The 13,561-nt window shown below is 69.9% G+C and carries 11 protein-coding genes; 1 reads left to right on the top strand and 10 read right to left on the bottom strand.

Annotated elements, in window-relative coordinates:
- Positions 1-16 precede the first annotated feature (16 nt).
- From ACZ39I_RS17780 to ACZ39I_RS17765, 4 genes are all read right to left on the bottom strand, one after another.
- Complete coding sequence (locus ACZ39I_RS17780) at positions 17-1,435, bottom strand: DUF2252 domain-containing protein (protein ID WP_467245295.1); 1,419 nt, start codon at positions 1,433-1,435, stop codon at positions 17-19.
- The gene (locus tag ACZ39I_RS17775; protein ID WP_467245294.1) at positions 1,432-3,018 is read right to left on the bottom strand and encodes a GMC oxidoreductase; all 1,587 of its coding nucleotides are present in this window, start codon (positions 3,016-3,018) and stop codon (positions 1,432-1,434) included. Before ACZ39I_RS17775 ends, ACZ39I_RS17780 begins: the two co-directional genes overlap by 4 nt.
- A 79-nt stretch (positions 3,019-3,097) precedes the next feature.
- Entirely contained in the window at positions 3,098-4,012 is a 915-nt protein-coding gene (locus ACZ39I_RS17770; protein ID WP_467245293.1) for a YhjD/YihY/BrkB family envelope integrity protein, read from the bottom strand.
- Positions 4,013-4,347: 335 nt separating this feature from the next.
- Complete coding sequence (locus ACZ39I_RS17765; RefSeq protein ID WP_467245292.1) at positions 4,348-5,280, bottom strand: cyclase family protein; 933 nt, start codon at positions 5,278-5,280, stop codon at positions 4,348-4,350.
- Positions 5,281-5,409: 129 nt separating this feature from the next.
- On the opposite strand from ACZ39I_RS17765, the gene ACZ39I_RS17760 reads away from it, so the two are divergent.
- Positions 5,410-6,372, top strand: a complete 963-nt coding sequence (locus ACZ39I_RS17760) for a DUF389 domain-containing protein (RefSeq protein WP_467245291.1) — start codon at positions 5,410-5,412, stop codon at positions 6,370-6,372.
- A gap of 17 nt (positions 6,373-6,389) precedes the next feature.
- Here the strand turns inward: ACZ39I_RS17760 and ACZ39I_RS17755 are convergent, their stop codons facing one another.
- From ACZ39I_RS17755 to ACZ39I_RS17730, 6 genes are all read right to left on the bottom strand, one after another.
- Positions 6,390-6,953 (bottom strand): gluconokinase, encoded by a 564-nt coding sequence (locus ACZ39I_RS17755; protein WP_467245290.1) that lies wholly within the window; start codon positions 6,951-6,953, stop codon positions 6,390-6,392.
- 116 nt (positions 6,954-7,069) lie between these two features.
- Complete coding sequence (locus tag ACZ39I_RS17750; protein WP_393601017.1) at positions 7,070-7,489, bottom strand: DUF7144 family membrane protein; 420 nt, start codon at positions 7,487-7,489, stop codon at positions 7,070-7,072.
- A gap of 282 nt (positions 7,490-7,771) precedes the next feature.
- Positions 7,772-9,550 carry a cation:proton antiporter gene (locus tag ACZ39I_RS17745; RefSeq protein ID WP_467245289.1) on the bottom strand — a complete coding sequence of 593 codons (1,779 nt, stop codon included), beginning with the start codon at positions 9,548-9,550 and terminating at the stop codon, positions 7,772-7,774.
- Positions 9,551-9,656: 106 nt separating this feature from the next.
- A complete protein-coding gene (locus ACZ39I_RS17740; protein ID WP_467245288.1) occupies positions 9,657-10,697 on the bottom strand; it encodes a cytochrome d ubiquinol oxidase subunit II in 1,041 nt (346 codons plus the stop codon).
- A complete protein-coding gene (locus tag ACZ39I_RS17735; RefSeq protein ID WP_467245287.1) occupies positions 10,697-12,181 on the bottom strand; it encodes a cytochrome ubiquinol oxidase subunit I in 1,485 nt (494 codons plus the stop codon). The genes ACZ39I_RS17740 and ACZ39I_RS17735 overlap by 1 nt, the downstream gene beginning before the upstream one ends.
- Before the next feature lie 54 nt (positions 12,182-12,235).
- A complete protein-coding gene (locus tag ACZ39I_RS17730) occupies positions 12,236-13,555 on the bottom strand; it encodes an NAD(P)/FAD-dependent oxidoreductase (protein WP_467245286.1) in 1,320 nt (439 codons plus the stop codon).
- Positions 13,556-13,561 lie beyond the last annotated feature (6 nt).

Raw genomic sequence — 13,561 nt, 5'->3', positions numbered from 1 at the left:
CCTGCTGGTCGCCTCGTCAGGCCGCTTGAGCCGTTACCCGTCCCGTACGGACGGCGTCGACGAGTGCCTGGTGGTCCTTCTCGTTCTGGTCTGCGTAACGCTCGGCGAAGGTCACCAGCGCTCGGTCGAAAGAGTCGCCCCCGCCCAGGTACGCGGCGATGGCGATCCGGTCGCCCGACCGCGCGTGTGCGCGGGCCAGCGTGGCGCCGCACAGCTCGCCGAAGGTCCGCATTCCGGCCGGCACCATCGCCTCGGGTTCGGCGATGCCCTTCCAGTCCCTCAACTGCCGTACGTAGAAATCACGTCGGCGACCGTCGATCCCCTCGACCCGCTCCCAGCCGAGGAAGATGTCACTGGTGGCCTGCATGAGCCGCTGTCCGGACACCACGCGCTCGCCCTGCGTACCGTAGGCGCTGGCGCCCGCGAAGGGCGCCAGCACCGACTGGTCGGCCTCCTTCGCCTGCAGCAGCAGCGGGTCCTGGTCGTCCCGGCCGAGCAGGAGCACGATCCAGCAGCGGGTGCCCACGCTGCCGACCCCGACCACCTTGCGGGCCATGTCGGCCACCCGGTACTGCTCCAGAAGGGAGCGCCGGTCCGACTGCAGGGTGCGGCCGTACCGTTCGATCAGTCGGTGGATCTCCTTCTCCAGCGCGTCGCGTTGGACGCCCTGAAGCAGGTCCTGGAGCGGGGTGATCAGCGGCGGAACCGCGGCGATACGGACCTGCCCGTCGACGATGTGGGTGAGCTTGCCGAAGGCCTGGAGACCGTCCCGGCTGCGTGCCTTGGTCACCGCCTGCGACCACCGGTCGCGGCCCCGTGCGCTCAGTTCCGCGCCGAAGTGCTCCCGCACCCACGCCTCGTCGAACTGGGCGTACCACACGGCGAGGTTGCCCTCCTTGGCGAAGCGTCGCATCCACTCGCGGTAGGAACGCACCGTCGCCCGGACGATGCGGGCCCGCTCCTTGGTGCTGAAGCCGTTCGCCCGGCCCGCGATGACCAGACTCGTGGACAGGCGCTTGACGTCCCACTCCCACGGGCCGGGCAGCGTCTCGTCGAAGTCGTTGATGTCGAACATCATGCGGCGCTCGGGCGAGGCCAGCAGCCGGAAGTTCAGCAGGTGCGCGTCCCCGCACAACTGGGCCCTGATCCCGGACACGGGCGTGTCGGCGAGGTCCCCGGCCATGATGGCAGCGGCACCGCGGTAGAAGCGGAACGGCGACTCGGTCATCCGGCCGTAGCGGATCGGTACGAGCTCGGGAACCCGCGTGGCGGACTGCGCGTCGATGATGTCCACCGGGTCGGGCCGTTTCACCGTGGGCGCGAACTCGGCGTGGCTGGAGCGGGGCACGGACGACCGGGCGGCCTTGCCGCGTTGGGCTCGCTCCTGAGGTGTGCGGTGCCGGATTTCACCGCTGTCCGGATGGTTCGGCGTCATTGAAGTCGCTCCGCGATGTGGTCGCCGACGCGCAGGGCGTTGGCGATGGCGGTCAATGAAGGGTTGACCGCTCCGATGCTCGGGAAGAAGCTCGTGTCGACGACGTAGAGGTTGTCGAGGTCATGCGCCTTGCAGTTGACGTCCAGCGCGGAGCTTTCGGGGTCGTGGCCGAAGCGGACGGTGCCCGCCTGATGCGCGGTGGCGCCGATGGGCATGCCCTTGTGCAGGTAGATGCTGTGCGACAGCAGATGGTGTTCGTGCATGCCCAAGTGGCTGAGCATGCCCTGCAGTTTGTGCCGCAGGTGCTTCAGGCCGGCGATGTTGTTCTTCTCGTCGAGTGCCAGATGGATGCCGCCGTCCCGGTCCAGGGTGACGCGGTTCTCGGCGAGGGGCAGATCCTCTCCGCACAGCCAGAAGTCGACCGCGTGGTGGGCGAGCACCTCGAAGGGCATGTCGGGGGTGACGGCCCCGGCCCAGCGGGGCGCCTCGCCGTGGATCTGCTCGGAGTCGGACTTGCCCAGCATCTGGATGCCGCCGAGGGGGTAGTCCCAGTCGTCGGACCCCAGATACCAGTCGTGCAGCGCCAGGGTCTTCTGGAACTTGGTGTCGTTGGGTTCCTTGGACACGGCCATCAGGGCGAGGTTGTTGTGCCGCATGTAGTGCCGGCCCACCACGTCCGAGCTGTTGCCCAGGCCCTGCGGATGCCGGTCGTTGGCCGAACGCAGCAGCAGGGCGGCCGAGTTGACCGCACCACAGGCGACGACCACGATGTCGGCGCTGTACTCCACGGTGGTGGCGTCCCCGTCCCCCACGGTCGCGACGACCGACGTGACACTGCGACCGGTCCCGTCCGTGTCGAGGCGCCGCACGTCCGCGTGCGTGACCATCTCGACGTTGGCGTGTCCGAGGGCGGGATCGACACAGATGACCTGTGCGTCGGACTTGGCGCCGACCAGGCAGGGGAAGCCGTCGACCCGGTCGCAGCGGATGCAGACGCTGGTGTGGGTGGCCCGGCCCCGGTCGTCCTGGGTGAGGTTCACCCCGATCGGCAGGTGGAAGGGGTGCAGTCCCTGCTTCTCCAGATCGTGACTGAGCTGCTGGATGCGCGGCTCGTGCTGGACCGGCGGGTGGGCGTACTGGGCGCTGGTGGGACCCTCGGACGGGTCCTCGCCGTGCCTGCCGTGGACGAGGTAGAGGTGTTCGGCCTGCGTGTAGTACGGCTCGAACTCGTCGTAGCTCAGTGGCCAGGCCGGGGAGATGCCGTCGTGGTGCCGGAGTTCGCCGAAGTCCTCGGGGCGCATACGGAAAAGTGCGGCGCCGTAGAACTTGGTGTTGCCGCCCACGTAGTAATTGACCTCGGGCGGGAACTGGTTTCCGTTCTTGTCGTACCAGAATTCCGGAGCGCGGTATTTGCCTTTGACGAAGACCGCGGTGGATTCCCAGTTGTCGCGTTCTCGGGGCAGATAGTCGCCGCGTTCGAGGAGGAGGATCCGTTTTCCGGTCGGGGCCAGGCGGTGGGCGATGGTGCCGCCGCCCGCACCGGTACCGATGATGATGACGTCGTAGTGGAATGCGTCGATCATGCCGGCCACCGTCCTCGGAGCATGCTCCGGTCCCGCCGGGTGTAAAGGGCTCCTGATCCACTACCAACGTATCCCCGGGTTACTTTTCCGGCGAGTTGGGCCGAGCGGGTGATCCAAGACGTCGGGCCACGGCGGGTTCCTGGGCGATGACCGCACCGACGGTGATGGAGACGGCCACCACGACACAGAGTCCGATCAGCCATGACAGCACGGTGAAGACCGCGCCGAGCGACCCGTACCGGTCGAGGCTGCGGTTGAGCGCGGCCGGCACGTAGAACTTCGCGATCACCGACAGCACGGTCAGGGCGACCCCGGTGAGGACCGCCCCGGGAAGCAAAGGCATCCAGGGAAGGCGACCGGCCAGGAGCAGGTGCTGAGTCCACCACCACACGGCCACCTCCACGGTCAGCAGGAGCGGAACGCCCAGCCACAGTCCGGCGCCGAACCCCTCCCGCAACGGCCCCTGCAGAACGACGACAACAAGCCAGACCGCGATCCACACAGGCCATCTCCACGCGGCGACACGGGCGCCCGCACTCGGCAACCGCCAGGCCCGCTGGCACAACCGCTGCATCGCGCGGCTGCAGGCGGTCGCGGAGAGCAGCACCATCAGTGCGCTGACGACCCCGGTGCTCTGCTGCAGATCGGCGGGGTTGGCCTGGTAGACCTTCTTCAGCTCCTGGTCGGCGGCGCCCTGGATGCCGAAAAGGTCGTGCACGGAGTCGATGATCTGGTTGCGCAGACCCTGTGGGGCGAGAGAGGCGACCAGGAAGAGCAGGGGTACGGCGGTCAGGAAGGCCTGGGCCGCCAGCCGCGTCGCGGAGTCCAGCAGGTTCACCGCGATCAGGTGGGCGGTGAGGCGGGTGATCACCGGGAAGCGCTCCTCGGCGGTGCTGCGCAACCTGAGCAGTCGGCCCTTCAGATCCGCCACCCGTTCGCGCCAACGGCTCTTCCCGCCGTCCGCGGGCGAGGCGGATTCTCTGTCTGCGCGCATGCTGCTCCCGCTGTCCGGTCCGGGCGTCACGCCCCGGGGCGTGACCGCCTCACCAGAGTGCCGCCCCGGGCGGCCGACGATGCCCGCGGCGCGGGCACGACTGTGCCGTACGGGTGAGGAGGGTGGTGGCGGCGTTTCCGGGTGGCCTCGGGCCGAGTCCGGCTGCGCCGATGGCTGGAGGACCACAGGGCCGACAGTCGCCGCCCGGTGGGCAAAGCGTCCACCAGCTGACGGCCTGAATCCTGGGACGCCGGGCGATCGCTCGTCGGCCGTCTCCCGTCTCCCGTCTGCCGTCTGCCGTCTGCCGTCTGCCGTCTGCCGTCTGCCGTCTGCCGTCACAGGATCGCGAGGGGGTTGACCGGGGAGCCGGTGGCCGTCGGCAGCCGGAGAGGGGCGATCACACAGAGGAACGTCCAGCGGCCCTCCCGCGCGCAGATCGGCGCGAGGTCCTCGAACCGCAGGTAGTCGAGCAGATGCAGTCCCATCGCGTGGACGGCGAGTACGTGCACGGGAAACGCGACGCCCTCCACCGGACTGGGGGCCGTGTCGCTGTTGCCGTCACTGCCGAGTACGGCCGCCTCTCGCTCGGCCAGGAACTCCATGGCGGTCGGGTGGAGTCCGGCACGGGCGTCGGACACGTCCCAGGGGCCGAGCTCCTCACGGCGTCGGCGGTGTCCGACCCGTACGAGGACGATGTCGCCCCGGCCCACCCGGACCTCCTGCCGCACCTCGGCCGCGGCGAGGTCCTCGGCCGTCACGCTCGTTCCGGGTTCGAGCCAGGGCACGCCGTGCAACCGGGGAACGTCGAGCAGGACCCCGCGCCCGACGATGCCGTCGCGGACCAGGTCGACGGAGAGCGCGCTCGCTCCGGCCGGGGACAGGGCGTTTGCCGCCGGTGCACCGCCGTGCAGGGTGCCGTCGTAGATGACGTGGCACAGAGCGTCCAGGTGGCTGTTCACATCACCGTGGATGTTCATGGCGAAGCGGTCCCGCGCGAATTCCAGGCCTCTCTCCGCAGGTTCGGCGCCCGCCGGCGCCGTGAGCCGGTGCTCGGCCGGATCGGGGTCGTCCGGTCCGGGGCGGGTGTTCACCGGGGCCGCGAGCGACACCGTACGTCCCGACCGCACCTCGCGGACGGCCGCCCGCACCTGTTCCCCGGTGATCGTGTCCAGGGCACCCCTGGGAGTGCCACCGCCGGAGGCCGTGGCACGCAGGCGGCGGTACAGCGACCGGAAATCGGCTTCGCTCAGCTCGTCGGGCGTTCGCATACCCCCACCCTCCGACGGGCGCCGGACACCGGCACGCCGAGTTGCCGGGGCCGGGGGCCGCCGCGTTAATGGATGGGCACCCCGACCGGGGCCGCAGGCCGCCGCACCGAACCGATCCGCGGAGTCCGGATGGACATGATCCATGTCCGAGCGGTGTGCCCGCCGGACCTCACCGAACGCACCATGGCCCTGCTGAGCGCCGAGACCTGCGTACTGAACCTGCATCTGCAGACGGGCCGGGTAAGCAACCCCGAGGGCGACGCCATCGAGTGCGACGTGCTGACCGGAGCCGCGAACGAGGTGCTGCGCGGTCTGCGGGGCCTCGGCCTGGAACACCGCGGCACCCTCGTGCTCGAGCCGGTGGACACGGTGTTCTCGGACCTCGCGGCCAGGACCGGGACCGAGGAACTCGGGGCCCGCCTGCGTGCGCCGGTGTGGGAGCAGGTGGAGGCCCGGATCCGGGCCGAGGGCAGGTACCCACCGAGCTTCTACCTGTTCCTGGTCATCGCCGGGCTCATCGGCGCGGTGGGCATCATCACCAACTCGCAGATTCTCATCGTCGCGGCCATGGTGGTCGGACCCGAGTACGGGGCCATCACCAGCATCGCGCTCGGTATCGACCACCGCGCCCGGCCGCCGGTCGAGCAGGGCCTGAAGGCGCTGCTCGTCGGCTTCCTGCTGGCCGTCGCCGCGACCTTGCTCTTCGCCCTGTTGGTCCGGGGCTTCGGCCTGCAGCCCAGGGCCTTCGAACTGGGAATCAGGCCCGTGTCGAGTCTGATCGACACCCCCAACTTCTTCTCCGCCGCGGTGGCGGTGCTGGCAGGGATCGTCGGCATCGTCTCCCTGGCCGAGGCCCGCACGAGCGCGCTGCTCGGTGTCTTCATCTCGGTGACCACGATTCCGGCGGCGGCCGACATCGGCGTCTCGACGGCGTTCGCCAGCTGGAACGAGGCCTGGGGCTCACTGCTGCAACTGCTGCTCAACATCGTCGTACTGATCGTGGTCGGGACCGGCACCCTCAAGTGTCAGCGGGCGATCTGGCGCCGGGTGAGCGCACGCCGACGCAAGCGGGCAGCCGGGCCGACGGCATAGGAGACCCTCTGATCCGCTCACTTGCCCGCGCGCCTGTCGCTGCGGGCGACAGCGGCCCGCACCAGGCTGAGAAGCTCCGGAAGATCGGCGGTGGCGTCCAGGGTCATGCCCGGCTCGTCCGGTTGCAGCGGTTCCAACGTCGCGAACTGCGACTCGACCAGCACGGCGGGCATGAAGTGACCGGTACGCCGGGACACCCTGTCCCGCGCGGTGGCCCGGTCCAGGGCGAGATACAGACACCACAGTCCGGCACCTGCGGCCGACCGAAGTTCGTCCCGGTAGGCACGCTTGAGCGCCGAACAGGCGATGACCAGCCCTTCGTGGGCCTCGGCGGACTGACGGATACGCTCGGCAAGGGCGCGCAACCAGGGCTCGCGGTCGGCGTCGTCCAAGGGACGGCCGGCGCTCATCTTCGCGATGTTCGCTGCCGGATGGAAGTCGTCGCCCTCGAGATACGGCACTCCGAGTTGCTCGGCGACCGCCTTGCCGACGGTGGTCTTCCCGGAACCCGAGACCCCCAGGACCACCACGACCGGCGGCCCGTGGGCGGTGCCGGTCACAGGTTCCCCGGTCCCGGTCACGGACTCTCCGACTCGCGGCCGGGCGCCGTCTTCGGACCGGCCGGCCGCGGAGCCGTGACTCTGGATCGCCACATGTCATTCATCACGACATCGCCTTCTGACCCGGTTCAGCGGGATCAGCCGGTGCGGGCCTCTCGGCTCCTTCCGGCGCACAGCGCCCAGATGACGAAGGCGTCCACGGCGATCAGCACGACGGCCCAGACGGGGTAGTACGGCAGCCACATGAAGTTGGCGATCATCGACAGGCCCGCGAGCGCGACGCCGATCACCCGCGCCCAGAGCGCTCCACCGAAGAGGGCGATGCCGGCGGCCAGGACGAGGACGCCGAGGACGAGGTGGATCCAGCCCCAACTCGTCAGAGAGAAGTTGTAGGTGTAGTTGCGAGTGGTGACGAACACGTCGTCCTCGGCGATGGCTGCGATGCCTTCGACTATCGCCATCGCTCCGCCGAAGATCATCATGACCCCGGCGAAAGCGGTCCAACCGGACGCCCACACTCCCCCGGTTCGGTGGTGGTGCATTCCCGCTGTAGTCATTTCTCGGGTCCTCCAGCGTCGGCCTCGCCACTGACCTGCAACCGATCGGTGGCCCGTATTTCAGCGTGCCACGAGAACCGCCGACCGGCAGAACATGAGCAGGTCCCTGCGGTGTTCCGATAAAAGAGACCTGCGCACCGAGAATTGCGCCCTGCTGAATGTCGGCCGTTTATCGGCACTGGTTTCGCACGGCTCGGGGCGAGCGTCGTCGGCCTCACGCTGGGTACAACCACCTGGGCCGGCAGATGACGGACTCCGAGCGGCCGACGGCCGGCGGCCCGATCACCCTTGCGGGCTCTCTCCGGCCCGTCCGCCCGGGGTCAGCAGGACGACCGTGTCTCCTGGCCGGGGCATCGGTGCCCTGCCTGCCGTGACCGGATCGAGGCGGCCGTCCCGCCGCACGAGGAACAGCGGATCGCTGCCGGGCCGCACGGCGTCGTCGGCCGGCTGCCCGAGCACGGTTGCCCCTTCCTCGTATCTACGGGAGAACGTCGGCCACGTCAGATCCGGGCCGAACAGAACCTCGCCGCCGATGAACGGTGCCACCACGCCCTGACTGTCGGCCGGTGCGTTCAGGCGGTGGACCGTACCTTCCACGCTGCCCCGCAGAAGCTCCGCCGCCAATGCGTTGAAGTCGTCCTCGGCGGTGAGGAAGTACACCGCCGTGATGCCCTCCAGCTCGGCGGCCCCGCCCGTGGCAGCAGCCAGCAGCTCACCGGGCGCCAGTTCGAGCCCCGCCCGACGGATACGGTCGCGCTGTTCCTCCTCCCCCGCCCATATCAGGACCTCCAGTCCTGCCGCTTTCAGGGCCACGCCCAGGTCGACCACCCAGGGGGCACCTCCGACGAGCAAGGGCCGCGAGCGGGACTGGCGCACGACGCCCAGGCGCCGGGCAACCGGCGAGGCGGTCAGACCGTAGAGCGTCACGGTCGCGACGATGACCACGAAGGAGGCCGGAAGGATCTTCGTCGCGCCGCCGATCCCCTTGTCGACGAGGCCTGCCGAGAACGTCGAGGCCGTGGCGGCCGCGACGATGCCACGCGGGGCCATCCAGCCGACGAAGCCCCGTTCGCCGCGCGCCAGGTCGGTGCCGAGGGTGGACACGGCCGCGACCAGCGGCCTGACGACCACCACCAGAAGGGCGGCGAGGCCGAGCGCGGGCAGCCACACATGGCGCAGTGAGTGCGGGGTGACGGTGGCCGAGATGGAGATGAAGAGCAGGCCGAGGATCAGGCTGACCAGGGTCTCGAAGAACGGCCGGCGTGCGGGTGCGCTCATGCCGGGCAGGTTGGCGACGGCCAGGCCCATCACCACGGCGGCGATGAGTCCCGTGTCGTCCCGCAGCACATCGCACAGCGCCGCCACACCGATCACCGCGGCCAGTTGGGCTGTGGTGCCGAGGACCTCGCCGAGCCGCAGTACCCGGAACAACAGCCACAGCAAGGCTGCCCCGGCGGCTCCTCCGGCCGCTCCGACGCCCACGCTGGCCAGGAACTGTGCCGTTCCGCTGCCGAGGTGGTGGTCCGAGCTCGCCACGACCGCGTGGAAGACCAGTGCGCCCAGTACGCCACCGACCGGGTCGATGAGGGAGCCCTCCCAGATCAGGATGTGCTGGAGCCGGTCCTTCGGTCGCACAAAGCTGAGGAGCGGTCCTACGACCGTCGGTCCCGAGACCACGAGGATCGCGCCGATCATGACGGCCGCACGTCGGGACATCCCGAGCAGGGGCGCGGCGAGGAGCGTGCCGAGCAACCAGGTGATCAGGACACCGATCCAGAGCAGCCGGACGACGACGCGGCGGGTGTGGCCCTTCAGCCTCGCCAGATCCAGCCCGAGGCCCGCGTCGTAGAGGATCACGGCAACGGCCAGCGACACCAGCGGTGAGAACGCCGCCCCGAACAGCTGCTCGGGATCGACGTCGTCGATCAGCGCGCCCGCGGCGAAGCCGACCGGCAGCAGCAGAATGAGGGCAGGGATGCGCAGGCGGCCGGCCAGGACCTGCGATCCGACGGCCAGGACGAGGATCAGGCCCACGCCGATGAGCACCTGGTCCGTTGTCACAGAGGGGCCTTTCGATGCGTGATGGACGGGTCGGTGCTCTTGCCGTGGATCAGGCGGAAGGCCCTGCTCACCGGGGCCGAGGCGGACGAGCAACAGGCTGCGGTCGCTACAGGTTGTCCCCCGCTGCTCGGACGGCCCCGGTGTCGGCGTCGGTGAGCTCCTCCAGCTCGCCCATCGTGTCGAGCCGGTACAGCACTACCAGCGCGGGACCGACCAGGACGATCGCGATGGCGGTGACGATCACCAGCCAGCGCAGGGTGGGGGCGGCGCCCGCCGCTTCGGCCACCGTCAGCGAGGTGGGCAGCGCATAGGGCCGCTGCGCGCAGCCCCAGGCGCCGACGGTCAGGGCGACACTCGCCACCGAGGTGTAGCGGGTCCAGCCGTAGGACCGGCGCAGCAGAAGCAGCACCGTCGCCAGTCCGCAGACCCCGGCCAGGATGATCAGCAGCAGGCCCAGGCCCCCGGTGAGGCCGTCCCAGACGTACCGGGCGTCGTCGTGGGTGACGGGCAGTGCGATGAGCGCGAGGACCGCCACGGCGCCGAAGGAGATCAACGCCCGTACGCGGAAGTAGTCGACGAGATCGTGCGCGCCGAACCGCAGGGCGTCGGAGCAGAGGAAGACCGCCCCCAGAAAAGCGGTGGCCGCGACGGCCAGCAGGCCCGTGAGGACGGAGGTTCCATTGGCCCAGGCGTCCGCGGAGGCGGTCGTGCCGACCTCGACCCGGCCCGTGGCGATGCCGCCGAGCACCGCCCCCAGGAAGAACGGCGTCACCAGTGACGAGACGGCGAACATCGCCCCGTAGATCCGTCGTTGGGCCAGGCGTCGGGTCGGCTTGCGCAGGGCGAACCCGGCGCCGCGGAGCACCAGGCCGACGGCGGCGAGGGCGAGCGGCAGCCACAGAGCGGAGAAGACGGCCTGGAAGACCGTCGGGAAGCCGGTCCACATGATGACCAGGACGAAGATCAACCAGACGTTGTTGGCCTCCCAGACCGGTGCCATCGCGTGGTCGATGAGCCACCGGGGCCGCTTGCCGCGCTCCGCGCCCCCGGCCAGGAGGTCCCAGAACCCCGCTCCGTAGTCGGTCCCCCCGGCGCAGGCGTAGGCGGCGATCGCGAGCACCAGGACCCATGCGATGAACTCGGCCATTACGACGCACCGCCGGACGTGTGAGCGGACCCGCTGTCGGGCGCGGCCCCGCTGGCTGCGGGTTCGGGCTCGCTGCGGGGCCCGTACGGAGTGTCGGCCTCCGGGGGAAGATCGGCGCGGGCGGCAGCCGAGCCCTCGTCGGCGATGCGCCATCGGGTGCGCATCTTCAGGACGACGGCGAGGAACGCGCCGAACACCAGCACGTACACGGCCATGACGATGCCGAGCACGGTCCAGAGTCCCGAGGCGTGGGTGCTGGTCACCGCCTCCGAGACCCGCATGTGGTTGTAGACGATCCAGGGCTGACGGCCGACCTCCGTGGTGATCCACCCGCACTCCACGGTGACCAGGCAGGAGACGCCCGCGAGCGCGGCGCAGCGGTAGAACCAGCGGCCACCGGGGTTGTCCCGGTGGCGCCACCAGGACCAGGCGTACCAGAGCGCGAGCAGGATGAGCAGGCTGCCGATGGTGACCATGATGTCGAAGGCCCAGTGGGCGATGGTGGCCTGAACGGCGGTGGGACGGTCGGCGGCCGGCACCGAGGTCAGTCCCGTCACCTGTGTGCTGGGCTTGAAGCCCGCCAGGATCGAGTCCAGTTGGGGGATCCTGAGGCCGCCGGAGATCGTCCCGTCACTGTTCAGCCGTCCGAACATGTACTCGGGCACATGGGTGTCGGTCTTCCAGACGATCTCCGTCGCGGCGAACTTGATCGGCTGCTTGTGGAACACGGCGCGAGCGGCGGAGTCGCCGAGCATGAACTGGACCGGTGTGAGGATCGCGGCCACCGTGAACGGCAGCGTGAATCCGAGCCGGTGGTATCGGTCTCGGCGCCCGCGCAGCCAGCCGACCGCGTACACACCGGCGACCACGTAGGCGGCGGTCAGGAGCATCGCGACGACGAAGTGCCAGTACTCCGGGCCGAAGATCGGTGTGAAGATCGCCTGCCGTACGTCGACGTGGACCGGCTTGCCCTGGGCGTCGAGGCTGAACCCCTGGGGGGTGTTCATCCAGGAGTTGGCCGCGATGATGCCGAACGCGCCCATCAGGGCGGCCAGCGGCAGCGGTACGGCCAGCCAGAAGTGCGTCCAGGGCTTGAGCCTGCGCCAGCCGTAGAGGTAGATCGCGATGAGCACGGCCTCCAGGAAGAACGCCCACGCCTCGACGCCGAACCCGAGGCCGAAGACGTCGCCCCAGCGGCCCATCATGCCTGGCCACAGCAGGCCGAACTCGAAGGACAGCACGGTGCCGGTGATGATGCCGATGGCGAACTGAACGGCCATCACCGCCGACCAGCGCCGGGCGAGCAGGAGGGCGACGGGGTCGTTGCGACGCAGCCCCCGATGGTGCATCAGCAGGGTGATGAACGGCAGTGCCACACCGAACGGGACCAGCAGGATGTGTGAGGCCAGGGTGAAGGCCATCAGCTCGCGGGCCGGCAGGAGTTGGTCCGGCGTGTTCGCGAGAAGGACCGCTGTGCGGAACATGTACGCCTCGGAGGTCTGCCCCGTATGAGCAGGCGGGGCTGGGGAAGGACGGGTTTATTGAGGGGGTGGCCCGGCGCCCGGAGCGTCGGTGTCGGTCAGGGGGAAGGCGCGTTCGCGGCGCGAGCCGGTGGCGAAGGCGACGGACCAGCTGAGCACTGCTCCCAGCCTGCTGCGGAAGCCGGTGAGAAAGGCCAGGTGGATGAAGAGCCAGACGAGCCAGCCGCTGAAGCCCGAGAGATGCAGCGGACCGGCCTTGACCACGGCCCGGCCACGGGCGATGTAGGCGGCGCTGCCGAGATCCACGTACGTGAAGGGCTTCGGCTTCTTCGTCCTGCCTTCGACCTGATGTCGCACCATCCGGCCCGCGTAGGCGCCGGACTGCATGGCGACCTCGGCCAGGCCCGGCAGATGGTTCAGGCTCATCACGTCGCCCGTGACGCGGATCTCCGGATGGCCGGGAACGGTGAGGTCGGGTTCGACCAGGATGCGTCCGGCCCGGTCCTGTTCGGCACCGGTCGCACGGGCCAGGGCGGCCGCGATCGGCGGCGCCTCGACGCCCGCCGTCCACAGCACGGTGCGCGCGCCGAACCAGGTCGCCTTGCCGTCGTGGTCTCGTACCGTCAGGCCGCGCGCGTCGATGTCGGTGACCCTCGTGCCCAGATGGAGTTCCACACCGAGCCCCCGCAGCGTTCGGGCCGCGCGGTGGGCCAGTGCCGGGCCGAACGCGCCCAGTACGGCGTCGGACCCCTCGAAGAGCAGCACCCGCGCCGTGGCGGAGTCGATCTTCTGGAACTCCCGGTCGAGGGTATGGCCGGCGATCTCGCGGATCTGTCCCGCGAGTTCCACACCGGTCGGCCCGCCACCGACGAGCGCGAAGGTGAGCCACTGCTGCCGTTCGCGGTCGTTCGCCGCCGTTTCGGCCATCTCGAACGCCCGGTAGATCCGTCGGCGGATCTCGAGCGCGTCGTCGAGGGTCTTCATACCGGGGGCGTGCGCGGCGAACTCGTTGTGCCCGAAGTAGGACTGGCGCATCCCCACCGCGAGGATCAGTTCGTCGTACGGCAGCACGAGGACTCCCCCGTCGGGTCGCCGGGCGTGGACCAGCCGGGCGCCGGCATCCACGTCGGTGGCCTCGGCGAGCACACACCTCACGTTGTGGTGGCGCCGCAGGACCCCGCGCAGCGGCTGGGCGATCTGGCCCTCGGACAAAATCCCGGAGGCGCACTGGTAGAGCAGTGGCTGGAAGAGGTGGTGGGCGCGGCGGTCGACCAGGGTCACCGCGACCGGTGACTTCCGCAGGGCACGGGCGGCGAACAGTCCGGCGAACCCCCCGCCGAGGATCACCACCCGGCGGGGCGTGATGTGATCCTGCACCGGAGC

This window comes from Streptomyces sp. NPDC024687 (genome assembly GCF_055559055.1).
This window is presented reverse-complemented; position numbering and strand designations above follow the sequence as displayed.